Source organism: Arthrobacter sp. P1_B4 (assembly GCF_056406555.1).
In genome coordinates this window covers 1-24,459 of the sequence record NZ_JBFTZW010000048.1, presented here as the reverse complement: position 1 = coordinate 24,459, position 24,459 = coordinate 1, and the positions used below count along the sequence as shown (strand labels likewise).

Sequence of the window (24,459 nt, the reverse complement as noted above, 5' to 3'; positions counted from 1 at the left end):
ACTATTCGGAATCAACTTTTGTTCCCGGCAACTTTACGCCCGGTAGCCTTCGGAAGATAGGGCCTCCAGCAGACGCTCCAGCGCGGCGCCGCACGCAAGTGCGCGGATCTCGGCGCGGCTGCCGTCAAAGGAATAGGGGTACGACGTCGATCCTTCCGCCGTGGCGATGCCGACAAAGACCGTGCCCACCGCTTTGCCGTCGTGCGGTTCGGGACCGGCCACGCCGGTGGTGGAAACGCCGATATCGGCGCCGCAGATGCGGCGCGCCCCGTCGGCCATGGTTGCGGCTACCTGGCCGTCCACGGAGCCAACGGCGTCGAGCAGCTCAGCGGGGACGCCAAGAACGTCGGACTTGACCCTGTTGGCGTAGGACACCACGCCGCCCTGCAGCATCCCGGAGGCGCCGGGCGTGTCGGCCAGCACGGCGGTGACCATGCCGGCGGTGAGCGATTCGGCGGTGGCGGCGGTCAGGCCGCGGCCGAGGGCGACGGTGACAGCCTGCTCCGCCAGGCGGTGCAGATTGGGGTGCAGATTGGGGTGAAGAGCGGGGTCCGGCTGGTTCATGGCCTGTTCTCCCTTGAACGTTGTTTCTCTGCCTTGATGCCGGCGGACCGCAGCTTGAGCGCCTCAATGACGTATTCGCCGCCGGTCCACAGGGTGATGGCCAGGGCGGCCATCATCACGATGAACGCCACGACGCCCAGCCACGGGGCGAGGGATGCCAGCGGAAGGACGTAGAGGAAGATGGCCGCCGTCTGCACCACCGTCTTGAGCTTTCCGCCGCGCGAGGCCGGGATAACGCCGTAGCGGATGACGAAGAAGCGCAGCGCGGTGATGCCCCACTCCCGGACCAGAATCAGGATGGTGACCCACCAGGGCAGTTCCTGGAGCAACGAGAGCATGACCAGCGCGGAACCGATCAGGAGCTTGTCGGCGATCGGGTCAGCAATCTTGCCAAAATCGGTGACGAGGCCGCGGGACCGGGCGATGTCGCCGTCGAGCTTGTCCGTGTAGATGGCGACCGCGAAAACGAAGGCGGCCGCCCAGCGCCAGACGCCGTTCTGGGCCTGCAGCCCCGGCGCGTCGAGGAGCAGGAACCAGACGAAAAACGGCACCAGCACTATCCGCAGCATCGTGAGGACATTCGGCAGGTTCCAGATCCGCGAGGCGGATCCGGCGTTGGCTTCGGCGCTATTCACCTTCCTAGGCTACCTTCTGCGCTACCGGCCGGTGAGCGACCAGGCGTCCTCTGAGCCGTCCTCGTCGCCGGAACCGCCGTCGGCGCCGTCATGGTAGTCGATCGCCTGGGTGCGGTTCTCCAGGTCCGCCGCCACGAGGTCCTCGGCGTAACCGCCCTGGGCGATGTTCGCGTTGGCGTTATCGCTCAGCGCCGCGGTCTGCGAGTCGGCGGACACCGGACCGTCCTGGCCCTTCATCGCGGCCAGCACGGCGGCGAGGTCATCGGGCTTGACCAGCACGTCGCGCGCCTTGGAACCTTCGGAGGGCCCCACCACACCCCTGGACTCGAGTAGGTCCATGAGGCGGCCGGCCTTCGCGAAGCCGACGCGGAGCTTGCGCTGGAGCATCGAGGTAGAGCCGAACTGGGTGGTGACCACGAGCTCGGTTGCCTGGAGCAGGACCTCGAGATCGTCCCCGATGTCGTCATCGATCTGCTTCTTCTGCGCCTCGGGCGCGACGTCATCGCGATAAACGGCCTTGAGCTGGCCCTTGACGTGCTCGACGACCTTGTGGATCTCGGACTCGGTGACCCAGGCACCCTGGACACGCATGGCCTTGGAGGCCCCCATCGGCAGGAACAAGGCATCGCCCTGGCCGATGAGTTTCTCGGCGCCCGGCTGGTCCAGGACCACCCGGGAGTCGGTGACAGAGGAGGTGGCGAAGGCCATGCGGGAGGGCACGTTGGCCTTGATCAGGCCGGTCACGACGTCGACCGACGGGCGCTGGGTGGCCAGGACCAGGTGGATGCCGGCCGCACGGGCCAGCTGCGTGATGCGGACAATCGAGTCTTCAACGTCGCGCGGGGCAACCATCATGAGGTCGGCGAGTTCGTCCACGATGACCAGCAGGTACGGGTACGGCTTGATGACGCGCTTGGAATCCACCGGCGGGTGGACCTTGCCGGCCCGGACAGCCTTGTTGAAGTCATCGATGTGCTTGAAGCCGTAATTGGCGAGGTCGTCATAGCGGGCATCCATTTCCCGGACCACCCACTGCAGGGCCTCGGCCGCCTTCTTCGGGTTGGTGATGATCGGGGTGATGAGGTGCGGGACCCCCTCGTAGGCCRTGAGTTCCACGCGTTTGGGGTCCACCATGACCATCCGGACCTCGTCCGGGGTGGCCCGCATCAGGATCGAGGTGATCATCGAGTTCACGAACGAGGACTTGCCGGCACCGGTGGCGCCGGCCACGAGCAGGTGCGGCATCTTGGCCAGGTTGGCCACGACGTACCCGCCCTCCACGTCCTTGCCGACCCCCATGACCATGGGGTGGTCGGTGCGACGGGCGTTCTGGCTGCGGAGCACGTCGCCCAGGGACACGGTTTCGCGGTCCGTGTTGGGGATTTCGATGCCGATGGCCGACTTGCCCGGGATGGGGCTCAGGATGCGCACATCCGAGCTGGCCACGGCATAGGAGATGTTCTTGGACAGGGCGGTGACCCGTTCCACCTTGGTGCCCGGGGACAGTTCGATTTCGTAGCGGGTCACGGTGGGGCCGCGGCTGAAGCCGGTGACCTGCGCCTCCACGTTGAACTGGTTGAGGGTCTCGGTGAGCGAGGCGACAATCGCGTCGTTGGCCTCGGTGCGTTCCTTGGGGATGGAACCGGGTGTCAGCACGTCCGACGCCGGCAGGGTGTAGGTGACGTCGCCGGCCAGGGAAAGCTGCTCGGTGCGCTGCGGAATGGGGGTGGGCAGCGGTGCGGGCGCGACCGGGTTGGAGGGGACCTTGGCGGCCGCAGCGGCGGCATTGAGCGATCCCGCGGCCACCATCCCCGGAGTGACCAGCGGGATGGCCTCGGTGGCGTCGCCGCTGGACTCCGCCGTAGCGCCGGCGGATCCTGCCGTGCCGAGGCCCTGGGCGGCTTTGATCTTTTCGACGGCGATCTCGGCCTGGGTGGGACGGCGGACGCCGGGCGCGACGTCGGGCGCGGCGTCGGCTTCCACGCCAGAGCGCGCCTTGCCCCTCGTGCCCTTGGCCGGAGGTGCGTCGGCCGCTTCCTCATCTGCGATGAGGGCGCGTTCGAAGGCCTCGTCGCCGACGTAGCCTTCCAGGCCGGACTCGTCGTCGTGGTCCTTGCCGAAGAGGCGCTTGCGCTTCTTCCTGGGCGGGGCCGGTGCGTCGTTCTCGTACAGGTAGCTGCGGTCGTGGCGGTCGCCGCCGTCGTCGTCTTGCAGGTCGATGCCCATCAGGTGCTCGTAGGCGTCGCGCAGGCGGCCAGGGATCGCGCCGAAGGGCGTGGCGGTGACGATCAGCAGGGAGGTGAAGGCCAGCAGGCCGTAGACCGCGACGGGGACGGCGGTGTGCACGGCGGCCAGCGGGGCGGCGGCGAGGTAGCCGAGCATGCCGCCGGCCCGGCGCAGTCCATCGAAGCCGTCGGCGACGGTCGGCTGGCCGCCAATGATGTGGGCCAGCCCGGAACCGGCGAACGTCATGATGAGGAAACCGATGCCGACCCGGTTGTTGCCGCGGCCGTCGTCGGGCTGGCGGAACAGGCGGAAGGCGCACACGAACAGCATGAGCGGCAGCAGCAGGGCCATCCAGCCGAACGTGCCGTTGACGATCGCAAACACGAGGTCAGGGAGCCAGCCCTGGAACCCCCACCACGCGAAAGTGGCAACGAAGACTCCCAGGGCCAGGTTGAACAGGGCGGCGCCGTCGCGGCGGTCCTCGGGGGCGAGGTCGCTGACGTCGTGGCCGACCCGCCGGATGCCGGCGCCGATCACATGGGCGATGCCCAGCCAGGCACCGGCCAGCACCCTCACTACCCAGGGCTGGTGCGGCTCAACAACGGCCAACTGCCGGGTCCGCGCGGTGGCTGCGGTGCCACCTGCGGCTCCCCGCGGCCGGGCGGATTTGGATGCGGCGGGACGGGACCCCCGGCCGGGAGAACTGCCTGATTTGCCGCTTGAGTTTCCTCTAGGCGCGGAAGAAGTACGAGTCGCCATACCCGCCACGGTACCGGATGCCGGGCCGAAAACCCCGAATTTCCGGGCGTCCGGGATCATGTTGCCGCCAACGCCAACGGGAACGGCCTCCCCCGCCTCCCGCGGCGCTCAGGCTGCGGGTTGGCCGGGAAGGCCGTTGACCAGGCATGCGCCGGGCGGTGTGAAGGGCTTACGCCCGGTGAACCACCTGAGGCTTACGCCCGGTGAACCACCTGAGGCTTACGCCCGGTGAACCACCTGAGGCTTACGCCCGGTGAACCACCTGAGGCTTACGCCTCAAGGACCACCGGGATGATCATGGGCTTGCGGCGGAGCTTGCGGTTGACCCACGTGCCGACGACCCGGCGGACGACCTGCTGCAGCTGGTGCGTCGTGTGGTCCGTGCGGTTCAGCACGGCTTCTTCGAGGGCCTCATTGATCTTGGGGATGATCTCGTCGAAGACGGAATCGTCCTCCGCCACGCCGCGGGCGTGGATTTCCGGCCCGGACACCACCTTGCCGGTGGCACGGTGGATGACCGTGATGATGGAGATGAAGCCTTCATCGCCGAGGGTCTGGCGGTCCTTGAGGTCTGCTTCGGTGACCTCGCCGACGCTGGAGCCGTCGACGTAGACGAATCCGACCTCGACCTGGCCCACGATGTCGGCCTGGTGGTCGCGAAGGTCGATCACGCTGCCGTTGTCCGCGAGCAGGATGCTTTCCTCCGGCACGCCGGATTCGAGGGCGATCTTGCCGTTGGCGATGAGGTGGCGGGTTTCGCCGTGCACCGGCATGGCGTTGAGCGGCTCAAGGATGTTGTAGCAGTACAGCAGTTCGCCGGCGGCAGCGTGGCCGGAGACGTGCACCTTGGCGTTGCCCTTGTGGATGACGTCGGCGCCGAGCTTCAGCAGTCCGTTGATGATGCGGAAGACGGCGTTTTCGTTGCCCGGGATCAGGCTGGACGCAAGGATGACGGTGTCGCCCTCGCCGACGACGACGCGGTGGTCGCCGTTGGCCATGCGGGACAGGGCGGCCATGGGCTCGCCCTGGGAGCCGGTGGACATCAGCACAACCCGGTTGTCCGGCAGGTTGTCGATGTTCTTGATGTCGACCAGGATCCCGGCCGGGACCTCCAGGTAGCCCAGTTTCGCGGCGATGGCCATGTTCCGGACCATGGAGCGGCCCACGAAGGCAACCTTGCGGTTGTGGTTGGCGGCGGCATCGAGAACCTGCTGGACGCGGTGCACGTGGGAGGAGAAGGAGGCGACGATGATGCGCTTGGAGGCCTGCCCGAACAGCCGGTCCAGGGTGGGTCCGATTTCCTTCTCGGCGGTGGTGAACCCCGGGACGTCGGCGTTGGTCGAATCCGACATGAACAGGTCCACGCCTTCTTCGCCCAGCTTGGCGAAGTGCCGGAGGTCGGTGATGCGGCCATCCAGCGGCAGCTGGTCCATCTTGAAGTCACCGGTGTGCAGGACGGTGCCGCCCGAGGTGCGGAGGAACACGGCCAGGGCGTCCGGGATGGAGTGGTTGACGGCGATGAACTCGCATTCGAAGGGCCCGTACTTCTCGACCTGGCCCTCGACGACGATCTTCGTGTTCGGCTTGATCCGGTGTTCCTGCAGCTTGGCCTCGATGAGGGCCAGTGTCAGCTGTGAACCGACGATGGGGATGTCGGCGCGCAGGCGCAGGAGGTAGGGGACGGCGCCGATGTGGTCCTCGTGACCGTGGGTCAGGACTACCGCGACGATGTCCTGGAGACGGTTCTCGATGTAGGAGAAGTCCGGCAGGATGAGGTCGACGCCGGGCTGGGTCTCTTCGGGGAAGAGGACGCCGCAGTCAACGATGAGGAGCTTGCCATCGATCTCGAAAACGGTCATGTTTCGACCGATTTCCCCGATTCCGCCGAGCGGTACGATCCGCAGGGTGTTCTTCGGGAGGCGGGGCGGCGTGACAAGGCCGGGAAGGGCGGTTTGGGTCATAGTGCACTACTTTCCAGGCTGAAGCCGGGCTGGTTCTTAACCGTCAGGATTGGCTCCCGATCAGGAAAAGACCATCCCCGCTTCCGCCAAATCCTCGCGGATGGTTGCGATCTCGGCCTCGCCCGGCTCCACGAGGGGCAAACGGACAACCGAGTTGGGCAGGACTCCCTGCCACTTAAGAACCTGCTTGGCAGCGACAGCACCCTGAATGTGGGTCATCACTGCGCGGACCACGGGGTCCAGTTCGAAATGTAGGGTGCGGGCGGTAGCAAAATCGCCTGCAAGTGCGGCATCGATCAGCGCACGGAATTGCCGTGTCGCGACGTGCGCGGAGACGCTGACCAGCCCGACGGCGCCGGCGGCCATCCATGGCAGCGTGAGGCCGTCGTCGCCTGAGTAGACATCAAGATCGGTGTTCGCCAGGACGCGCGTGACGGCGTTGAAGTCGGCCTTGGCATCCTTGAGGGCGACGATCCTGGGGTGGTCGGCGAGCCGGATCATGGTCTCGGGCAGGATGGGCACTCCGGCGCGGCCGGGGATGTCGTAGACCATGACGGGGAGGTCGGCGGCGTCGGCCACGGCCTCGACGTGCGCCTGGATACCGGCCTGGCTGGGCTTGTTGTAATACGGCGTGACGATCAGCTGGCCGTGCGCTCCGGCCTTGGCGGCGCGCTTGGCCATCTCGATCGAGTGCGAGGTGTGGTTGGTCCCGGTTCCGGCGATGACCTTGGCGCGGTCGCCCACGGCCTCGACGATGACGCGGAAGAGCTTCTCTTTTTCGTCGTCCTCGAGCGTGGAGGTCTCACCCGTCGTGCCGGAGATCACGAGGGCGTCATTGCCGTCGTCGACGAGCTTGCTCGCCAGTTCCGCCGACTGCCGGTAGTCGACCTCACCGTCCGATGTGAAAGGCGTGACCATGGCAGTCACGAGGGTCCCGAACGTGTAAGAGCGAATATCAGAGTCAGCCATATGAAAAACGTTACCTTGTCTGCGGCATGTTAGGACAATGGCGGCGGTGTGACGAACGTCAAACTCGGCGGCCGTGCGTCACGTTTCGGCGGTCCGGCCGGACTCAGGGCCGCCGAAACCGCGCCAGCACACTGTATTGGAGACTCGCGGTCAGCACCTCGGTGCCGGTGCCGGCCGCCTGCCGGAGCGGGAGCCCGTCAGGACCCCAGAACCCGCTCAGGCCACACGAAGGGCCGAGCGGCGTGGCGCCCGCCAGGTTCGCCAGGACGGAGAACATCCGGTTGTCCATGGCCCGGGCGCCGAGATGCAGTGCCAGCCGGTGGTCTTCGCCGGCCGTGTAGAGGGCCGAGACGGCATAGATGTCCGCCCCGGCGTCCGCGGCCCATTCCGCATGGCCCGGGCGGGCTGCGTCGAAGCAGATCGCCAGGGCGACCTTCCAGCCGTCGATCTCCAGGACCGCGGGATTGCTGCCGGCCACGAAGAGATCCTGCTCCGGTCCGTGCAGGTGCGTTTTGAAGCTGGTCTCGATGGAGCCTGTCGGATGGACCGCGAGGGCGGCCAGCCGCGGCATACCGTCCGCGTCTTTGAACGCGGCACCGACGACGGCGGTTATTCCGGTGCGCCGGCAGATTTCCCGGATGCCGTCCAGCCGCCGGTCAGCCGCGCTCAGCCACTCCCCGGGTCCGTCCAGCAGGTCCAGCCGGTATCCCGTCAGCGAGAGTTCGGGAAAGATGACAAGCCGGGCTCCATGCGACTCGGCGTCTTCGATCAGCCGGATGTGCTCGGGCACGTTGGCGGCAACGCCACCATCCAGGGCCTGGTATTGGACGGCGGACAGCGTCAGCGCGGTGATTGAGCCAGTGGTCACCCTGCCATCCTATGCACTCCCTCTTTCGCCGGAGGGAGCCGAAGGTGCCGAGCAGTAGCGCCCGACGGCGGTTTCGCGAAGGGCCTCCGCCCAGGCGGCCAGACGTTGGGCCGCCCGCACGTAGTCGAACAATTCGGTTGGAGTGAGGGCATCGAGGTCCGTCTCGGCCAGCCGCCGCGCCAGCTCAGCTCCCGGCGGTACCGCGGCCAGCGCCGCCCCCTCCTTCCCCCACTGGACGTCCTCGGCCGGCTCCCCGGCGACCAAGCGCCGGAAGAGGAAGTCCACCACGCCCGGGCTCATGGCTTTGAGGACACCGGCCGCCGGCTCGCCACGCTTTGTTCTTCCGCCAGGCGTCGCGCTGGTCCATTGCGGGCCCGACGGATCCGGGCCCGGAAATTGTCGGCTTGTGGAATCCCGGCCGGTGAATTCGGGCTTCAGGAAGGCTGGCTCTGGGGCGTCGTTCATGCGCCCATCGTATTCGAACATATATTCGAATACAAGGGATGCCCGGAGAAGGATCGGGGCTGCGGGCAGGCCGAAGATGAGACGGTCACCGGACCGATCGTGAGACGATCAGATGATGACGGCGCGCGGAATGACTACGGCTTCCCGGACCGTCCGGGGCACTCCCCCCGGCGTCCGGCTGGCCGGTATCGACGCCGCGCGCGGCCTGGCCCTGCTGGCCATGATGGCCACCCACGTGCTGGCAACCTTTGAGCCGGACCCGCAGCTCACGCCCACCTGGATCGGCCTGGCGTTTTCCGGACGGGCAGCCGCGCTGTTCGCCGTGTTGGCCGGAGTCGGACTCGCCTTGTCCACGGGGAAACAGCAGCCGCTTGAGGGCGCCGAACTGCGGGGTGCCCGCAGAGGCATCGCCTTGCGGGCGCTCGTGATCGGTGCCGTCGGGCTCTCCCTGGGCGGGCTGGAAGTCAACATCGCGATAATTCTGGTCCACTACGCCCTGCTGTTCCTGTGTGTGCTGCCCTTTGTCGGGCTTGGGCTGAAACGCCTGGCCGCACTCGCGGTCCTCTGGATACTGGCTGCCCCCGCCCTGGCCTACCTCCTGCGGCCGTGGCTGCTGTCCGCCGATCCGCCCCTGCGGCTGGGGCACAATCCAAGCTGGGAGGATCTGACCGCCCCGGCCAGGCTGCTGGGMGACCTCTTTCTCACGGGCTACTACCCTGTCCTGCAGTGGATCGCTTATCTCCTCGTAGGGCTGGTGATCGGTCGGATGGCGCTGTGGAAAGCGGCCGTGCCATTCCTGCTCGTTGCTGCCGGCACGGTGGTGGCCGTCATGTGCAAGTGGCTGGGGACTCTCACGTTGGAGGACTGGGGCGGCAGGCAGGCCCTTCAGGCGCACATCGGCGATCCCGCCTACCCGCTGGAGAGCCTGCTGCAGGTCAACCTGGCCGGCATCGACCAGTCAGGCTCAGTGTGGTGGCTGGCCACGAGTGCACCGCACTCCGGCACCACGCTGGATCTGTTGCACACCTCGGGGGCCGCTGCCGCCGTGATCGGCCTGTGCCTGCTGCTGGGCCGGCTGGGCGACTGGCTGGAACTGGATCTGCTGCTGCCGCTGCGCGGAGCCGGGGCCATGACGTTGAGCCTCTACACGGCTCACCTGTGCATCATGGCCGCCCTGCACGACCAGCCGTTGATGCCGGGCTGGACCGTGGAGGGTGTGTACTTCGCGCAGGCTGTCGGGATGCTGGTGGCCGGCGGAGTCTTCGCGGCCATGGCGTGGCGCGGGCCGCTGGAGTGGGCGACCCATGCGGCCAGCCAGGCCGGCCGCCACCAGCCGGCCCAAGTCCGCCGGCCTCGACGCGTGCGCTAAGTTCCGCCGCCGGATCTGACGCTGAGTTCCGCAGCCGGGCCCTGCGCGGCCCGGCAAACGGTGTCCGGCTAGTTCTTCTGCACCCCGGCGCGGAACATCCGCACGGCGTCGCGCATTGAGGCGCGGGCGCGCTTGCGGTCTCCGGCAGCATCGTACGCACAGCTGAGCCGGAACCAGGAACGCCAGTCCTCGGGGGCAGCTTCGGCCTCGGCGCGGTACTTCTCAAATTCGGCGTCGGCGGCTTCGCGGATGATCCGGCCGGCGGGCGTGCGCGGCAGAGTGTCCTCCGGCAGGCCTCCCTCGGCTTCGAGGATCTTTGCCAACCGCTCAGTGCGGGCACCAAACAGCAGTTCCCGGATCAGGGCCCAGGCCCCGATGACCGGCAGCACCAGGTAGGCGACGCCGATCGCCTTCGCCACGAGGCTGGGATCGGACATCAGGAGCACGGACCGTTGAAGGGACACCACCAGATAAAACACGAGCAGCAGGGTGACGGCCCCCACCCAGATCTTGGTGCGGTTCGCTTTCAGGGCAGTCAAGGCAGCGGACATCGGACTCAGAGTCCCAGGTCCAGGTAGCCGTCGAGTCCCACGGTGAGACCGGGGTGAGCGGCGACGCTGCGGATCCCCAGCAGCACCCCGGGCATGAAGGACGCACGGTCAAAGGAGTCGTGGCGGATGGTCAGCTGCTCCCCCGGCCCGCCCAGCAGGACCTCCTGGTGCGCGACAAGACCAGCCAGCCGGACACTGTGGACCCGGATGCCGTCGACGTCGGTGCCGCGGGCACCGGCGAGTTCCGAAGTGGTGGCGTCCGGGCTGGACGGCACGCCAGCCTCGGAGCGCTCGGCCGAGATCAGCTGTGCCGTGCGCACGGCCGTGCCGGWGGGCGCGTCGACCTTGTCCGGGTGGTGCAGCTCAATAATTTCTACGGATTCGAAGTATTTGGACGCCTTGGCGGCGAAGGCGGAGGCCAGGACGGAGCCGAGGGCGAAGTTCGGGGCGATCAGGACGCCGACGCCGGGCCGGTTGGCGAGGAGTTCTTCCAGGCCCGCGAGCCGGCCGGCATCCCAGCCGGTGGTGCCGACCACGGCGTGCATGCCGTGCTCGATAGCGAAGCGAACGTTCGCCTCGGTGCTTTCGGGGACGGTCAGGTCCACCACGATCTGCGCGCCGGAGCTGACAAGAGAGTCGAGGGGGTCGTTGCGGCCAAGGGCCGCGACGAGCGTCAGGTCCGCGGCGGCGTCGATGGCCTTCACGGCCTCTGCGCCCATGCGCCCGCTGGCGCCCAGCACGGCGACGGAGAGTTGTTCGGTCATGCCATCAACCCTACCGCCGGGGCCGCTGCGTTCCGGAACCGGCGGCGCTTGGTTACAGGGCCGCCGTCGGGGGCGACAGCCTGCCCGCCACGCGGCGTGAGCAACGTTCCGCAGGGCCCGGCCCGCCGGCTCGATGGGTCACACGCCGACCCAGGCCTGTCAGGCTGGATTGACGCCCTGAGCCCATCAATCTAAACTGACAGACATGGAGACTGACGACCTGTCCGCGCATATTCATTCACTCGACCCCGCCGTCGGCCTTCGGGCGGTCGGCGCCCTCCATCGCCTGGCAGAACAGGTCGAGGCAGCGCAGGTCAGAGCGGCCCGACAGCAGGGATGGACGTGGGAGCAGATCGGTGACGCCCTGGGCGTCTCACGGCAGTCCGTCCACGCAAAATACCGAGAGTGAGATCAAGCCATGTTTGAACGATTTGCCGACGACACCCGAAAAATCGTTGGCTTCGCCATGGACGAGGCCCGCTGCAGCGGCGACAAGCGGCTGGGCACGGATCATTTGCTGCTGGGGGCGCTCCACGATCCTGGTCCCGCCGGCCTTCTGGGTGTCACGCTCGATCAGGCTCGGGCCGCGGCGGCGAGGCTTGACCGCACGGCACTCGCGTCAATCGGTATAGATGCCCACGGCTTTGAGCGCGTACCCATGCCCAGCCGGGGGAAGAAGCCGCCCTTCAGTTCGGGCGCCCGGTCGGTAATGGAAGGCATGCTTCGGTACGCCATGGACCAGAAGTCACGACAGATCACCACCGCGAATCTGCTGCTGTCGCTGCTGGACTGCGAGGAACACGATCCGGCAGCCGTGCTGCTCAAGGAACTGGGGGTCGACCGGGCGGTGGTCCGGCGCAGGGTTCTTTCCTCCTGATCGGGAGCCTTTTTCCTGCCCGGTCACCACTGCCTCTACTCGCCGGCGCCGACCCACTCCACAGTGCCGTCGGCGAAAAACTGTTCCTTCCAGATCGGCACCTGGGCCTTGATCCGGTCGACGAGTTCTGCACATACGGCGAAGGCCTGGCCGCGGTGGGCCGCCGAGACGGCGCACACCAGGGCCGGATCGCCGATCTCCAGCATGCCGATCCTGTGGGCCGCCCAGATCCGCACCGGCTGCCGCCCGTCCTGGGTGGCGCCGGCGCCGCCGGCGGCGTCTTCCGGAGATCCGCCGGGCGCGGCATCCCCGGCCGGGCCCGAGTGCTCCGCCACAAGCCCGGCGACGACGTCGGCCATCACCTGGTGCGCCGTCGGGTGGGCGCTGTAGCTGAGCCGGGAGACCTGCTTGCCGCCGTCGTGGTTGCGGACGACGCCGCTGAAGCTGACCACCGCTCCTGCCGTGTCCGACTCCACCGCCGCGATGGCCTGCTCCACCGAGATGGGTTCGGCGCTCAGCACGGCCTGCACGATTTCAAATCCGGTATCAGTGCCCATGGCTGCCTTCCAGTTGGTCGCAAAGGTGTCCAAGGATGGGATCCAGCACGGCCAGGCCGTCCATCACGCCTTTCGGGGATCCGGGCAGGTTCACGATGAACGTCTGTCCGGCTGCGCCCGCGTGGCCCCGGCTGAGCATGGCCATCGGAGTCTTGGCCGTTCCGGCGGTCCGGATGCCCTCCATGATGCCCGGGATTTCCCGATCCAGCAGGGGCAGCGTCTGCTCCGGCGTTGCGTCCGTGGGGCTCAGCCCGGTGCCGCCGCTGGTGATGATGACGGCCGGCTGCTGGCTCAGCAGGGCCCTCAGCGCGGCCCCGACCGGCGCCCCGTCCGGCACCACCATGGCGGGGAACGGCTCGAAGCCGTGCTCGGTGAGCCAATCGATGATGACAGGGCCCGTGAGGTCCTCATAGACACCGGAGGCCGCCCGGGTGGAGGCGATCACGACACCGGCCTTCCGGCCCGTGGCTTCGCCGTGGCGGTGGGGTTCGGGCATGTTCATAGGGTCCAGTCCCCGCTCTTGCCGCCGCTTTTGGCGAGCACCTTGATATCGGTCAGGACCGCGTGCTTGTCCACGGCCTTGATCATGTCGTACACGCTCAGTGCCGCGACCGTCGCCGCAGTCAGGGCTTCCATCTCGACCCCGGTGACGCCGCGTGTCTTGACCGTGGCGAAAATTGTCACGGCGTCGGTGTCGAGCTCAAAGTCGATGGTGACCTTGGCGATCGGCAGCGGGTGGCACAACGGGATCAGGTCCGGCGTCTTCTTGGCCGCCATGATCCCGGCGATGCGGGCTACGGCCAGGGCGTCGCCCTTCGGGAGCTCACCGCCGCCGAGGAGGGACAGAACCTCGGCCGTGCTGCGGACGGTCGCGGTGGCCGTGGCTTCCCGGGTGGACTGCGCCTTGTTGGACACATCCACCATTTGGGCCGTGCCGTCGTGACGGAGGTGGGTCAGGCGGGTGTTGCCCACTGCTCTTTTGTCCGCTTCGCCGTTGTCCGCTGGTGTGGCATCCGCTTCAGGGTTTTCTACATCATTCACAGGATCCATACTTCCACTTCGTCGCCCGCTGCGAGCGCCGCTGTTCCCTCTGGCACGTGGACCAGGGCGTTGGAACGGGCCAGGGCATGGACCAGGTGGGATCCCGCGCCGCCCTCCAGCCTGACCGTGCCGTCCGGAGCCAGCGTGCCGCGCCGCACCTGGTGCTTGCCCGCCGGTGAGGTCAGCGGTTCGGCGAGGCGCGCGCGGACGGCGGGCCGGGGCGCCGGGGCGCCGAACAGCTCCGTGAGGACCGGGCGCAGGAACATTTCAAAGGACACGAGGCAGCTCACCGGATTACCCGGGAACCCCAGCACCGGGACGCCGTCGAAGCTGCCGATCCCCTGCGGGCCGCCCGGCTGCATCGCCACGGCGCCGAATTCGACGTCGTGTCCGGCCATTGCCTGCCGGACCACCTCGTAGGCACCTTTGCTGACGCCGCCGGTGGTGACGATCAGGTCCACGGCGGGGGCATGTCGGCGCAGCAAGGCGGCGAGCTCATCCGGCTGGTCCATGGAGACGCCGGTCCGTGTGACCTGGAGCCCGGCCTGGCGCATGGAGGACTCGAGCAGCGTGCCGTTGGAGTCGAAGATCTTGCCCGGTCCCAGCGGGCTGCCCGGTTCCACCACCTCGTCGCCGGTGGTGACCAGGAGGACCCGGAGGGAGGGATGGACGGGCACCTCCGTGTAGCCCATCGCCGCCAGCAGTCCCAGCTGGCCGGGGCCGAGGAAGGTCCCCGCGCCGAGGGCGGGCTCGCCGGAGCGGATGTCGCTGCCGGCGTCGCGCACGAACGTTCCGGCGGCGGTGGCCGGCAGGTGGACCGTGGCGGGCTCCCCCGGCACCGGGAAGGAATCGGGCACGGCCTGCTCGATGGGAACGACGGCGTCGGCCCCGGCCGGCATCATCGCGCCGGTCATGATCGGGGCGGCCGTGCCGGCGGCCAGTTTCGCCGGTGCGGCACCGGCCGGGACGGGCGCGACGACGCGAAGTTCCCTGCCGCCGTCGGGCACGTCGGCGCTGCGGACCGCGAAGCCGTCCATCTGCGAGTTGGCGAAGGGGGGAAGGTCCAGCGGTGCCAGGATGTCGGCGGCGAGCCCCCGGCCCAGGGCTTCGAGCAGCGGGAGCCGTTCCACCCGCCCCTCGGTGCGCAGGGGGGCCAGCAGGGCCCGCACCTTGTCCCGGTGCGCTTGAACGCTGACATGCCTTGTCTCGGTGCGGTGCATGCGTTTCCTGACCTCTGCTCGGCTCGCTAGGACTTCACGTCAACTCTAACCGTGTGGTAACCCGTGGCTCCGTTCGGCGCGACCGGGGCGGATTCCTCGGCCTGCGGCACGCCGTCGAGGGCTGTGGCCCGGACCTGGACCTCATATTGCCCCGGCTCCAGCGGCAGGGCCAGCTTCCACTGGTACCAGGTGTCCTTGGAGATGCCGGGGGCCAGCCCGGCCTGATGCCAGTCGCCGCGGTTGACCCGCAGCTCCACCTTGCCGATGCCCGTGTGCTGGGCCCACGCGACGCCGCCGAAGACAACCGTCCCGCCCTTCACGTTGGCCCCGTCGCGCGGCACGTCAATGCGGGACGATGTCTTGATGGGGCCGCGCTCGCTCCAGCCGCGGGGCGTCCAGTAGGCGACGTCGTCCGCGTACCGGGTCACTTTGAGTTCGGTGACCCACTTCGTGGCGGAGACGTAGCCGTACAGCCCGGGCACGATCATCCGGACGGGGAATCCATGTTCGAGCGGGAGCGGTTCCCCGTTCATGGCGACGGCCAGCAGCGCGTCGCGGTTGTCCGTGAGGGCCTCCAGCGGGGTCCCTGCCGTCCAGCCGTCCGTGCTGCGGGAGAGCACCATGTCCGCCCCGGGCTTGGGGCCGGCCATGGCGAGCAGTTCGCGCACCGGCCAGCCGAGCCAGCGGGCATTGCCGATCAGGTCCCCGCCGACCTCGTTGGAGACGCAGGCGATGGTCACGTGCCGTTCCGTCAGGGGTTTGGCCAGGAGGGTGGCGTAGTCGAGCTCGATCTCCCGTTCCACCAGGCCCGTGACTTTCAGCGTCCATTCCGCAGGGTCCACCAGGGGAACGCGCAGGGCGGTGTCGATCCGGTAGAAATCCCTGTTCGGCGTTACGAGCGGGCCCAGCCCGTCCAGCCGGATCTCGGCGCCGGCCGGGATGGGCGGCGCGGGAGCGGCGGGCACGGGGAGGACCAGCTTGCTGCGCACTTCGCTGACGACGGCGGCAGCTCCCCTGAGGGTGGAGGCGAGCACACCGGCGACGGCGGCAACCGCGGCTGTCCCGCCCAGCGCCAACAGGAACCGGCGCCGGGCGGGCCCGGCGTCGTTGGCTGTGGCATCTGCACGCGCCGCGGCAGGGGCGTCCTGCGGGGCCGGCTCAACCGGTGGTGTTTCCGACGGGCCGGACGCCACCGCCGGCCGCCGGCCGGCATCGGGTTGCCACTCCAACAGTTTCCGGATGAGCCACCGCAACAGCGCGATCCCCACCAGTGCCACCAGCACCGGGACGGGGATGGCGTTGGCGGTCAGGTCGGCCCGGCTCAGCACGGCCACGAGCCCTACCGCGCCGAACACCGCGATGAGAATCACCCCGGCGAAACGGCGCCGCACTTCGAGGACTCCGGAGAGCGCCGCGAGCGCGGCGATGACCAGTGCCATGCCGCCTAGCAGCGCCACCTTGTCCGCCGTGCCGAACAAGGAAATGGCCCACTCCTTGACGCCCGGCGGGACGGTGTCGATCACGACCCCGCCGACGGCCGTCACCGGAGACACCGTGGGGCTCACCAGGCTGGCCGTGAGTTCACCGAGGACCACCGCCGCCCCCACGGCCACCAGTCCGGCCCCGGCGGCCCACAGGTCCCGGGACTGCCGCTGCCGGACTCCCGGTTCCGTATGCTGCTGTTCCCTGCCGGCGAGTGTGCCGCCGGTTTCCTTCCCCTGCCCGTCAAAGCCGACGCCGCTGCTCACTGTGCCCGTCCCGTCCGGAGTTCTTCCTCTACCGCGTCGCGCGGAATCCTGTTGTGTGTGCCCTGGGCTGCTGCTGCAGGGGCTGATGCTCCCCCGGCAGAAGTGCCGTGGCTGCCACCCGGCTCCTGGCCGGCTGCTCCCTGGCCGGGGAGCAGCAGCGAGAACCGACATCCGCCGTCGACGTTCTCCACGGTGACGGTGCCTTGATGGGCGCTGACGATTCCGGCGACGATGCTCAGGCCAAGGCCGGCGCCGCTGTAGCGCATGACGCCCGCCGGCTCATCCGGCCCGGGCACCCGGAAGCCGTCGCCCGGGGCCGCGCCATCAGGGGCCATACCGTCCAGTCCGTCGTCCGGGGCGGCCCAACGGCCGGCCTGCCGCCGCGCCGGGTCCTTCTGCCAGCCGGTTTCGAACACATGCGGGAGGTCCGCTTCCGGGATTCCGCCGCAGCCGTCGGTGACCGCGACGACGGCCCGGTCACCGTCCCGGCCGACTTCCACGGTGACCCTGGAGCCGGGTCTGCTGTGGACGATCGCGTTGAGCACGACGTTCCGGATGGCACGTCCCATCGAGGGGCCGTCGGCGAGGGCCAGGCTTTCCCGTTGGCCGCCGCCGTCGAGCGTAATGCCGTGCTGCTCCGCCAGCGCGGCGAGGTCGGCAATGGCGTCGCTGGCGAGGTCGTACAGGTCCAACGGCTCGGCCTTGAGCCGCATCGTTCCGGCATGGATCTTCGACAATTCCAGGAGGTCGTTGACCATGCCGGCCATGAGGTCGGTCTGCGCGATGAGTTTGCGGTAATAGCCGGGAACATCGGCGGCCATCCCGTCTTCCAGGGCCTCGGTCATGGCGCGCATGCTCGCCAGCGGCGTCCGCAGGTCGTGGGAGATCCAGCTGACCAGTTCGCGGCGGGCGTTTTCGACGGCGGCCTCCCGCTGCCGGGAGGCCTCCAGCATCCGGCTGCTGGATTCGAGCTCGGCGGCGAGGGCGGCAAGTTCGTGGCTCATCACCGGGGACTGGATCCCGGGGCTCTCGCCGCGGCCGATGCTCCGGGCAGCCTCGACCAGCGCCTTGGCGTTCCGCGAGACCCTCGATCCGAGCACGAGCGCGATCGAAACAGCCACGGCGGAAGCCACGGCCAGGACGTACCACATCACTTCGAGGTCCCGGGCCGAGATGAACATGGCGTTGAAGGCGCTGACCATTCCGGCCGTCAGGACCGCCACGGCGGCGAGCACCACCACACAGATCTGGACTGCGAACGAGGCCCGGCGCAGGGATTTCAGGATGAGCAGCGACGCGGCCCCGATCAAGGCTCCCCAGGCCACGGCCCAGCCGATGATGGTCAGGAGTTCAGAGGTCTGCATCGGCGGACTCCTCCTCGTCGCTGGGGTCCAGCCGGTACCCCACGCCCCAGACCGTTTTCAGGACGGAGGGGCGGGTGGGGTCGTCCTCGATCTTCTCCCGCAGCCTCCGCACGTGCACCGTGACAGTGGACAGGTCCCCGTAGTCCCAGCCCCAGACCGCTTTCATGAGTTCCTCGCGGCTGAAGACCTGCCGGGGACGGCGGAGCATGAAGGCCAGCAGGTCGAACTCCCGGGCCGTCAGCGCCAGGGGCGTGCCGTGGCGTGAGACGGTGCGGGCGGCCGGGTTGAGGTCGAAACCGCCTACTTCGACGGAGGGCTCCGGGCTGAATTCGGGAATGCTCCTGCGCAGGACCGACCGGACCCGCAGCACCAGCTCGCGGGGCGAGAACGGCTTGGTGACGTAGTCGTCCGCGCCGGCTTCCAGGCCGAGGATTCGGTCGTCTTCCGTTCCGAGGGCAGTGAGCATGATGACCGGGACACTGTGTGCGGCACGGAGGCGGCGGCAGACTTCCACACCGTCCAGGCCCGGCAGCATCCGGTCCAGCAGGACGAGGTCCGGGCGGCGTTCGGCCGCAAGGCGCAGGGCCGTGAACCCGTCGGCGGCGAGGACCACCTGGTATCCCGCCTGGACGAGGTAGTCCCGGACCACTCCGGCGATGGTCGGTTCGTCCTCGACGAGAAGGATGCGCCGGTACTCCGTTGCGTCCGGGGCCGGCTGGGTCTTGTTCACGCTTCCAGCATAGGTTCGCCGCCACGGTCCGGGCAGGGCTCCGGACCCCCGCGGGACATCGTTCCCGAATCTGTAATATCCGTGCCGTCATGCGGCTGTGACGTGGGCAGCGAGGTGGCGTAGCCTGACTCTATGACAGTTCAACTGGGTATGCCCCAGCCCCGCGCGGCAGGCAGTCCCGGAGCGGGAATGCCTGCTGCAGCCGCGCTGCCCGGGCGTCCGGAGGGCCTGCCTGCCGGGCTCGTGGATCGCTACGGCCGCCGTGCCACGGACATGCGCCTCTCACTGACGGACAAGTGCAATCTGCGTTGCACCTATTGCATGCCGGCCGAGGGCTTGGAATGGCTGTCCAAACAGGCGGTGATGTCCGCGGAGGAAATCGTCCGGATCGTGCGGATCGGCGTCGATATGCTCGGCGTGCGTGAACTGCGGCTGACCGGCGGCGAGCCCCTGGTGCGCGCGGACCTGCTGCAGATCATCGCCGCGCTCCGCCAGGCCCACCCCGACCTGCCAATCTCGATGACCACCAACGCCGTCGGCCTGGACAAGAAGGCCGCCGGACTCAAAGCCGCGGGACTGACCAGAATCAACGTCTCGCTGGACTCCCTGCATGAAGAAACCTTTGCCAAGCTGACCCGCCGGCCCTTCCTGGACAGGGTCCTCGCCGGCGTCGACGCCGCCTGGGCCGCAGGCCTGGGCCCGGTCAAGCTCAACGCTGTACTCATGCGCGGGATCAACGACGCCGAGTCACCGGCCCTCCTGGCCTGGGCGCTGGACCGCGGCTATGAACTGCGCTTCATCGAACAGATGCCGCTCGACGCGGACCACGGCTGGACCCGTCGGAACATGATCACCGCCGCGGAGATCCGCGAACTGCTCTCGGTCGACTACGTGCTCAGTTCCGACCCGCGGGACCGCGACGGCGCCCCGGCGGAACGGTTCGAAGTCCGGGCCCGGGTTCCCGGCACCGACCGCGCCACCGGCCCTCTGCTCGGCACTGTGGGCATCATCGCCTCTGTCACGGAGCCGTTCTGCTCGGACTGCCGCCGGACGCGCATCACCGCCGAGGGCAAGATCATGAGCTGCCTGTTCTCACGCGAGGAAGTGGATCTGCTGGGGCTGCTGCGCGAGGGCGCCAACGACGAACAGCTCGCCGAACGCTGGCAGGATGCCATGTGGATCAAGCCCAAGGCCCACGGCATGGACCATGTGGGCCTCGACGCGCCCGACTTCGTCCAGCCGGACCGCAGCATGAGCGCCATCGGAGGCTGATTTTTTTCGTGAATGTACGCTACTTCGCTGCCGCACGCGCTGCCGCCGGCGTGGATGAAGAACGCTACGACCTCGCCGACGGCGACACCCTCGCCTCGCTGCTCGAGGCGATCCTCGCCGTCGAGCGCCCCGAACCGCCGGCCGGTACGCCGCCGCTGGCCCGCATCCTGTCCCGCTCCAGCTTCCTGCTCAACGAAGTTGCCGTGCGGGACCATGCCGCGGCGCTCAAGCCGGCCGACGTCGTCGACGTGCTGCCGCCGTTCGCTGGCGGCTAGGCCTCCAGAGCTTCCCGGACGCTCTGTGCCACCGCGGCGGCGCCGGCCTCGCCCATGACGATCGTGTAGTGATTGACGTCCGGTATCTCACGAACGGTCAGTGCGGGGAGCTTTTCCGCCCAGGTGTCCAAGTAGCCCGGAAGATAGAGTCCGCCCGGGTCGTTGAGCAGGCCCCGCGGCGCCCTGAGCACTTCGGTGGCCACGGCCAGTTCGTCCAGCGCCTTAAGCAGCGAGGCGCCGCGGTGCAACTCTGCGGTGTCATCCGCCATGGCCTGGTAACGCGTCGCCGGCCTCAGCTCAGGCTCCTCGCCGGTGAGGTCGTAATCCACGTATTCCTCCACCAAGGCACTCCAGTCCGCGCTGAAGGCGGGGTGCTGGCGCCAGAACGATCGGTAGACCTCACGGCTAGGGAACGTGGCGTTGAGCCGTTCGGCGGCCGGGCCAAGGACCGCGGCGATAATTTCCTGGTCCGACAAACCGGCCGGGACCTGCAGCGGCAGGCCGCCGTCGACCAGGACGAGCGAACGCACCCGCTCCGGGAACAGATTGGCCAGGACCACGGAAGCGAACGCGCCCATGGAATGCCCGACCACGACCACCGGGCCGGCGGTCAGTGCCGCCAGTACTGCCGCCAGGTCTTCGGCGTGGGCAGGCATTCCATAGGGAGCGGGCAGCGAATTGCTGCGGCCGCGCCCGCGCAGGTCCGGGGCGATCATCCGGACGCCGGGCAGCGCCTCGGCCAGGTACGGCCACGCCTTGTGCGAGGCGGTCACGCCATGGACAGCCAGGATGGTCGGGGCGGCCGGGTCCTCCGGTCCCCAGATGCCGGTGTGCAGCGTGCCGCCGCGGACCTCGACGTCTGCGGTCCGGTAGTTGAGGTTCCCTGCTTCTGTGGTGCTTCCTGCGGCTCGGGTCACGGGACTGTCCCTTCCTGGTTCGAATTGGGAGCGGGCGCCAGCGCACGCTCGATGAACTGCATCATTTCCTCAAAGACTTCCTCCGGAACGTCCGGCCGGGCCCCCTGGGCCGGCTGGGCGCCTTCCTCGTCCCACAGGACCCAGCGCATGCCGATCAGCTCGCCGATTCCCATCAGCGCCCAGGCCGCCACGGTCGGGTCCATCTGCCGGACTTCGCCGCTGAGCTGCGCGGCCTTGAGCCCCTCGATGTAGCCATTGACGATCCGGGTGTAGTGGAGCCGGAGCGCCCCGGGCGAGACGAATTCGGCCTGCCTGATAATCCGGTACAGCGCGGGGTGTTCGGCGGTGAACTTGAAGAACGCGCGGAAACCGGCACGTTCGGCGTCCAACCGGTTGCCGGCTGCCCGGGCGGCGTCCGTCATGGCGTGCCTGACCCTCCGGTTCAAGTCCTCGACCACCTCGTCGAAGATGGCCTGCTTGCCCTCAAAGTAGAGGTAGAAAGTGCCCAGACCGACCCCTGCAGCCTCGGTGATCTTCACGATCGAGGCCTCGTGGTAGCCCACCGAGGCGAACACCGACTCCGCCGCTTCCAGCAATTTCGCCCGGGTGCGGCTGCCTCTCGCCGTGCGCGGCGCGGCGCTCACCTCCGGCCCCCGATCAGTCCGTGGCGTGTCTGTGTAGCTTCTGTAGGGGCAACGTCTGTCTGTGCAGCGTCTGTTGAGGCAGGTTGCGTCAGTTGCTGTCGCAGCTTGGCGCGCAAGACCTTGTTCAGGGCTGTCCGCGGCAGGGCGCCAACGGTTTCTATCCTGGCCGGGACCTTGAAGTGGGCGAGCTGGGAGGCGCAGTGCTCCCGCAGTTCCTGCTCGTCAGTGGCCACCCCGGGCCGGATGACCACGAACGCGACACCGGTTTCGCCCCAGCGCTCGTCTTCAACCCCGACGACGGCGGCCTGCGCCACCGCGGGATGGGACAGCAGGACTGCCTCGACTTCGGCCGGGGCAACGTTTTCGCCGCCGGAGATGTAGATGTCCTTCAGCCGATCCACCACCCGGATGAAGCCTTCGGCATCGCGTTCGACCAGATCCCCGGTCCGGAGCCAGCCGCCGGCCAGGACGGCCGCGGTGGCAGCGGGATCCCGGAAGTAGCCGGCGAAGACGCTTGGGCCGCCGACCAGAAGCTCGCCTGAGGCGGCGCCGTCGAGGATCTCGCCGGTGGCAGGTTCTGCCACCGCCACGGCCACGTGCGGGTACGGTTTGCCGGAGTATCCCACCATGCGTTCGGCGTCGTCGTTGGGCAGGCACAGCACATTCGGCGAAGCCTCGGTCAGCCCATAGCCCTGGCTGAGCGCCACTCCCCTGCGGTGCCAGATCCGCAGCAGCGGTGCAGGCATTGGAGCCCCGCCGACCACGGCGTGGCGCAGGCTGCCTAGTTCGGCACTCGCGAAGTCCGGGTGTTCGGCCAGCATGAGGTACTGGGTGGGTACACCCATCAGCATCGTCACGCGGCGCTCAGCGATCAGCTGAAGGACCCGGCCGGGTTCGAAGCCGCGTTCCAGCACCACGGTGGCTCCGGTCCACCACGCCAGCAGCGGCTGGATGTTCCAGCCGCCGACGTGGAACTGCGGCAGCACGGCCAGGACGACGTCGGTGCTGCCCATGTCCAGCGTCCGGGACAGGGACAGGTTGGTCCAGAAACAGTTCGCGTGCGTCAGCACTGCCGCCTTGCACGCACCCTCGGTCCCGGACGTGAAGATCATCAGGAGGGCATCGTCGTCGCGCACTTCCCGCTGACCGGTCCAGGCCCCCGGCTCCCCCACGGCGCCACTGGCACGCGACGGCACGGGCACGGACTTTTCAACTCCGCCAGGGCCCAGAGCTGCAGTCCGCGGCCGGTGCGCAAGCAACCCGCACGCAGCGGCGGCGAGCGAGTCCAGCTCGCCTTCGACCAGGAGCAGCTGCGGATCGGAGACCTGAAGCTGGGTTGCAAGCTCCTTGGGCGTGAGCCGCCACGACAGCGGTACGAGGACCAGCCCGGCCTTGGCACAGGCAAAGAACACCACCACATGGTCCGAGCTGTTGCCCGTCAGGGTGGCGATCCTGTCGCCAACCATGTACCCCGCGGACCGGAAGCCGGCCGCGAGGGCGGCCGCGCGGCGCTCCAGCTCGCCGTAGGTGAGGGTGCAGCCGCGGTCATCGATGGCAACCCGGTGCGGGGTCGCCAGGCTGCGGTCCGTGGTCCAGCGGCCCAGGGTGTGCAGTCCGTCTGCGGGGCTCATGCCGCCTCCTCCAGAATTTCCCGGGACGTGTCCGCCCTTTGTCCGCCTCCCCGCGGATTGTGCCACCCCGACCGTCCTGCCAGGCGCTCCGCCGCGCCCGTCAGGCCGCCCGGGAGGAACAGCACCACCAGGATGAACAGCGTGCCGAGGATAAACAGCGGCTCTGACAACGGTACCCGCAGAATGTCCGGGAGGGACCTGACGGCGTCGGAATTGGCTAGCGTGGTCAGGCGCTGATCGAGGATTGTGTAGAAGACACCGCCTACGACGGCTCCCCAGCGGGAACCGACGCCGCCGAGCACTACCATGACCAGCAGCGTGATGGTGAGGTCTGCGGACATGGCCCGCGGCACGGCGCCACTCTGCAGGAGCAGGAAGACCATGCCGATGATGCAGACCAGGACGGCGGACACCACGAAGATCAGCAGCTTCACCAGGTAGGGCTGCAGGCCCAGGACGCGGACGCGGAGTTCGTTTTCGCGGATGGCCGCGGCAACATGGCCCGCACGCGAGGACTGCACCCACGTCACCACGAGGAAGACCGCGACCAGCACGGCCAGGGCCAGCCAGTAGAGGTTGCGGGTGTTGACCACGCCGACTAGGAAGTCTGGCAGGTTGTCGGTGCGCAGCGTCAGTCCTTCGTCGCCGCCGGTGGCGCCGTCGGGATTGCGGCCCACGATCACCGAGCCGGCCTGCGCGAAGGCGAGCGTGACCATCGCGAACGGTATCCCGCTGACCCGGAGGCTGATGCTGCCCACCACGTGGGCCAGCACGATCACGATCAGTAGGGTCAGCCCCATCGCCGGAAGCAGCGGGATGTCCAGGTTCTGCAGGATGATCGCGAGGCCGTAGACGCCGGCGCCGAAGTACAGCGCGTGTCCGAAGGAGAGCAGCCCCGCAACGCCGAGCAGCAGGTGGTAGGTCAGCGCCGCGGCGGCCATGAGCATGCACATGGCCAGCAGTTGCAGCGAGCCGGGCGTATAAGTCGGGCCGGGCAGCACGCCCGGCAGGGACAGGTTCAGCAGCGGCAGGAGTACCAGGAGCACGAGCCC

Annotated in this window: 25 protein-coding genes; 5 read left to right on the top strand and 20 right to left on the bottom strand. The window is 68.5% G+C overall.

Features of this window, described 5'->3' with window-relative positions:
- Positions 1-33: 33 nt before the first annotated feature.
- The 7 genes from AC1D1W_RS14290 to AC1D1W_RS14260 all read right to left on the bottom strand — a co-directional run bounded on the left by AC1D1W_RS14290 (position 34) and on the right by AC1D1W_RS14260 (position 8,447).
- Complete coding sequence (locus tag AC1D1W_RS14290) at positions 34-564, bottom strand: CinA family protein (protein WP_476944018.1); 531 nt, start codon at positions 562-564, stop codon at positions 34-36.
- Positions 561-1,133 (bottom strand): CDP-diacylglycerol--glycerol-3-phosphate 3-phosphatidyltransferase, encoded by a 573-nt coding sequence (gene pgsA / locus AC1D1W_RS14285; RefSeq protein ID WP_476944021.1) that lies wholly within the window; start codon positions 1,131-1,133, stop codon positions 561-563. The genes AC1D1W_RS14290 and pgsA overlap by 4 nt, the downstream gene beginning before the upstream one ends.
- Before the next feature lie 87 nt (positions 1,134-1,220).
- Positions 1,221-4,184, bottom strand: coding sequence for an FtsK/SpoIIIE family DNA translocase (locus tag AC1D1W_RS14280; RefSeq protein WP_476944017.1), 2,964 nt, complete (start codon positions 4,182-4,184; stop codon positions 1,221-1,223).
- A gap of 269 nt (positions 4,185-4,453) precedes the next feature.
- Positions 4,454-6,145 (bottom strand): ribonuclease J, encoded by a 1,692-nt coding sequence (locus tag AC1D1W_RS14275; RefSeq protein WP_028277222.1) that lies wholly within the window; start codon positions 6,143-6,145, stop codon positions 4,454-4,456.
- Between the two features lie 60 nt (positions 6,146-6,205).
- On the bottom strand, positions 6,206-7,114 hold the full coding sequence (gene dapA, locus AC1D1W_RS14270) for a 4-hydroxy-tetrahydrodipicolinate synthase (protein ID WP_028277221.1): 909 nt from the start codon (positions 7,112-7,114) through the stop codon (positions 6,206-6,208).
- A gap of 103 nt (positions 7,115-7,217) precedes the next feature.
- On the bottom strand, positions 7,218-7,982 hold the full coding sequence (locus tag AC1D1W_RS14265; RefSeq protein ID WP_243181761.1) for a carbon-nitrogen hydrolase family protein: 765 nt from the start codon (positions 7,980-7,982) through the stop codon (positions 7,218-7,220).
- Between the two features lie 9 nt (positions 7,983-7,991).
- Positions 7,992-8,447: a hypothetical protein gene (locus AC1D1W_RS14260; RefSeq protein ID WP_243181760.1), complete on the bottom strand. Its 456-nt coding sequence runs from the start codon at positions 8,445-8,447 to the stop codon at positions 7,992-7,994.
- Between the two features lie 115 nt (positions 8,448-8,562).
- Here AC1D1W_RS14260 and AC1D1W_RS14255 point away from each other — a divergent pair, with 115 nt between their 5' ends.
- Entirely contained in the window at positions 8,563-9,816 is a 1,254-nt protein-coding gene (locus AC1D1W_RS14255; RefSeq protein WP_476944016.1) for a heparan-alpha-glucosaminide N-acetyltransferase domain-containing protein, read from the top strand.
- Between the two features lie 68 nt (positions 9,817-9,884).
- Here the strand turns inward: AC1D1W_RS14255 and AC1D1W_RS14250 are convergent, their stop codons facing one another.
- Positions 9,885-10,367, bottom strand: a complete 483-nt coding sequence (locus AC1D1W_RS14250) for a hypothetical protein (RefSeq protein ID WP_028277217.1) — start codon at positions 10,365-10,367, stop codon at positions 9,885-9,887.
- A gap of 5 nt (positions 10,368-10,372) precedes the next feature.
- Positions 10,373-11,131: a 4-hydroxy-tetrahydrodipicolinate reductase gene (gene dapB / locus AC1D1W_RS14245; RefSeq protein ID WP_476944015.1), complete on the bottom strand. Its 759-nt coding sequence runs from the start codon at positions 11,129-11,131 to the stop codon at positions 10,373-10,375.
- A gap of 205 nt (positions 11,132-11,336) precedes the next feature.
- Here dapB and AC1D1W_RS14240 point away from each other — a divergent pair, with 205 nt between their 5' ends.
- Together AC1D1W_RS14240 and AC1D1W_RS14235 are read left to right on the top strand one after the other, a co-directional pair.
- Entirely contained in the window at positions 11,337-11,540 is a 204-nt protein-coding gene (locus AC1D1W_RS14240; RefSeq protein WP_026266610.1) for a helix-turn-helix domain-containing protein, read from the top strand.
- Between the two features lie 9 nt (positions 11,541-11,549).
- Positions 11,550-12,008: a Clp protease N-terminal domain-containing protein gene (locus tag AC1D1W_RS14235; protein WP_243181758.1), complete on the top strand. Its 459-nt coding sequence runs from the start codon at positions 11,550-11,552 to the stop codon at positions 12,006-12,008.
- A 35-nt stretch (positions 12,009-12,043) separates the two neighbouring features.
- Here AC1D1W_RS14235 and AC1D1W_RS14230 read toward each other — a convergent pair whose 3' ends face one another.
- The 7 genes from AC1D1W_RS14230 to AC1D1W_RS14200 all read right to left on the bottom strand — a co-directional run bounded on the left by AC1D1W_RS14230 (position 12,044) and on the right by AC1D1W_RS14200 (position 18,668).
- Positions 12,044-12,565: a molybdenum cofactor biosynthesis protein MoaE gene (locus AC1D1W_RS14230; RefSeq protein ID WP_243181757.1), complete on the bottom strand. Its 522-nt coding sequence runs from the start codon at positions 12,563-12,565 to the stop codon at positions 12,044-12,046.
- Entirely contained in the window at positions 12,555-13,067 is a 513-nt protein-coding gene (locus tag AC1D1W_RS14225) for a MogA/MoaB family molybdenum cofactor biosynthesis protein (protein ID WP_028277212.1), read from the bottom strand. Before AC1D1W_RS14225 ends, AC1D1W_RS14230 begins: the two co-directional genes overlap by 11 nt.
- Positions 13,064-13,615: a cyclic pyranopterin monophosphate synthase MoaC gene (moaC, locus tag AC1D1W_RS14220; protein ID WP_476944014.1), complete on the bottom strand. Its 552-nt coding sequence runs from the start codon at positions 13,613-13,615 to the stop codon at positions 13,064-13,066. Before moaC ends, AC1D1W_RS14225 begins: the two co-directional genes overlap by 4 nt.
- Complete coding sequence (locus AC1D1W_RS14215) at positions 13,603-14,826, bottom strand: molybdopterin molybdotransferase MoeA (protein WP_243181755.1); 1,224 nt, start codon at positions 14,824-14,826, stop codon at positions 13,603-13,605. The genes moaC and AC1D1W_RS14215 overlap by 13 nt, the downstream gene beginning before the upstream one ends.
- 26 nt (positions 14,827-14,852) lie before the next feature.
- On the bottom strand, positions 14,853-16,421 hold the full coding sequence (locus AC1D1W_RS14210) for a molybdopterin-dependent oxidoreductase (RefSeq protein WP_476944020.1): 1,569 nt from the start codon (positions 16,419-16,421) through the stop codon (positions 14,853-14,855).
- Between the two features lie 149 nt (positions 16,422-16,570).
- A complete protein-coding gene (locus tag AC1D1W_RS14205; protein WP_476944013.1) occupies positions 16,571-17,938 on the bottom strand; it encodes a sensor histidine kinase in 1,368 nt (455 codons plus the stop codon).
- The gene (locus AC1D1W_RS14200) at positions 17,925-18,668 is read right to left on the bottom strand and encodes a response regulator transcription factor (RefSeq protein ID WP_043436237.1); all 744 of its coding nucleotides are present in this window, start codon (positions 18,666-18,668) and stop codon (positions 17,925-17,927) included. The genes AC1D1W_RS14205 and AC1D1W_RS14200 overlap by 14 nt, the downstream gene beginning before the upstream one ends.
- 132 nt (positions 18,669-18,800) lie before the next feature.
- On the opposite strand from AC1D1W_RS14200, the gene moaA reads away from it, so the two are divergent.
- On the top strand, positions 18,801-19,940 hold the full coding sequence (gene moaA / locus AC1D1W_RS14195; RefSeq protein WP_476944012.1) for a GTP 3',8-cyclase MoaA: 1,140 nt from the start codon (positions 18,801-18,803) through the stop codon (positions 19,938-19,940).
- 8 nt (positions 19,941-19,948) lie between these two features.
- Positions 19,949-20,215 carry a MoaD/ThiS family protein gene (locus AC1D1W_RS14190; RefSeq protein WP_229992995.1) on the top strand — a complete coding sequence of 89 codons (267 nt, stop codon included), beginning with the start codon at positions 19,949-19,951 and terminating at the stop codon, positions 20,213-20,215.
- On the opposite strand, the gene AC1D1W_RS14185 is transcribed toward AC1D1W_RS14190, so the two are convergent.
- The 4 genes from AC1D1W_RS14185 to AC1D1W_RS14170 are packed head-to-tail and all read right to left on the bottom strand — an operon-like array spanning position 20,212 to position 24,453.
- Positions 20,212-21,132, bottom strand: a complete 921-nt coding sequence (locus AC1D1W_RS14185; protein WP_476944011.1) for an alpha/beta hydrolase — start codon at positions 21,130-21,132, stop codon at positions 20,212-20,214. The genes AC1D1W_RS14190 and AC1D1W_RS14185 overlap by 4 nt on opposite strands.
- Positions 21,129-21,776: a TetR/AcrR family transcriptional regulator gene (locus AC1D1W_RS14180; RefSeq protein WP_476944010.1), complete on the bottom strand. Its 648-nt coding sequence runs from the start codon at positions 21,774-21,776 to the stop codon at positions 21,129-21,131. Before AC1D1W_RS14180 ends, AC1D1W_RS14185 begins: the two co-directional genes overlap by 4 nt.
- On the bottom strand, positions 21,773-23,407 hold the full coding sequence (locus AC1D1W_RS14175; RefSeq protein ID WP_476944009.1) for a class I adenylate-forming enzyme family protein: 1,635 nt from the start codon (positions 23,405-23,407) through the stop codon (positions 21,773-21,775). The genes AC1D1W_RS14180 and AC1D1W_RS14175 overlap by 4 nt, the downstream gene beginning before the upstream one ends.
- Positions 23,404-24,453 carry a branched-chain amino acid ABC transporter permease gene (locus AC1D1W_RS14170; RefSeq protein WP_476944019.1) on the bottom strand — a complete coding sequence of 350 codons (1,050 nt, stop codon included), beginning with the start codon at positions 24,451-24,453 and terminating at the stop codon, positions 23,404-23,406. The genes AC1D1W_RS14175 and AC1D1W_RS14170 overlap by 4 nt, the downstream gene beginning before the upstream one ends.
- Positions 24,454-24,459: the final 6 nt, after the last annotated feature.

Coding starts and splice junctions, on each gene's coding strand:
- AC1D1W_RS14290 (WP_476944018.1), bottom strand. CDS start 564: ATGAACCAGCCGGACCCCGCTCTTCACCCCAATCTGCACCCCAATCTG.
- pgsA (WP_476944021.1), bottom strand. CDS start 1,133: ATGCTGCGGATAGTGCTGGTGCCGTTTTTCGTCTGGTTCCTGCTCCTC.
- AC1D1W_RS14275 (WP_028277222.1), bottom strand. CDS start 6,145: ATGACCCAAACCGCCCTTCCCGGCCTTGTCACGCCGCCCCGCCTCCCG.
- dapA (WP_028277221.1), bottom strand. CDS start 7,114: ATGGCTGACTCTGATATTCGCTCTTACACGTTCGGGACCCTCGTGACT.
- AC1D1W_RS14260 (WP_243181760.1), bottom strand. CDS start 8,447: ATGAACGACGCCCCAGAGCCAGCCTTCCTGAAGCCCGAATTCACCGGC.
- AC1D1W_RS14250 (WP_028277217.1), bottom strand. CDS start 10,367: ATGTCCGCTGCCTTGACTGCCCTGAAAGCGAACCGCACCAAGATCTGG.
- AC1D1W_RS14240 (WP_026266610.1), top strand. CDS start 11,337: ATGGAGACTGACGACCTGTCCGCGCATATTCATTCACTCGACCCCGCC.
- AC1D1W_RS14235 (WP_243181758.1), top strand. CDS start 11,550: ATGTTTGAACGATTTGCCGACGACACCCGAAAAATCGTTGGCTTCGCC.
- AC1D1W_RS14230 (WP_243181757.1), bottom strand. CDS start 12,565: ATGGGCACTGATACCGGATTTGAAATCGTGCAGGCCGTGCTGAGCGCC.
- AC1D1W_RS14225 (WP_028277212.1), bottom strand. CDS start 13,067: ATGAACATGCCCGAACCCCACCGCCACGGCGAAGCCACGGGCCGGAAG.
- moaC (WP_476944014.1), bottom strand. CDS start 13,615: ATGGATCCTGTGAATGATGTAGAAAACCCTGAAGCGGATGCCACACCA.
- AC1D1W_RS14215 (WP_243181755.1), bottom strand. CDS start 14,826: ATGCACCGCACCGAGACAAGGCATGTCAGCGTTCAAGCGCACCGGGAC.
- AC1D1W_RS14205 (WP_476944013.1), bottom strand. CDS start 17,938: ATGCAGACCTCTGAACTCCTGACCATCATCGGCTGGGCCGTGGCCTGG.
- moaA (WP_476944012.1), top strand. CDS start 18,801: ATGACAGTTCAACTGGGTATGCCCCAGCCCCGCGCGGCAGGCAGTCCC.
- AC1D1W_RS14175 (WP_476944009.1), bottom strand. CDS start 23,407: ATGAGCCCCGCAGACGGACTGCACACCCTGGGCCGCTGGACCACGGAC.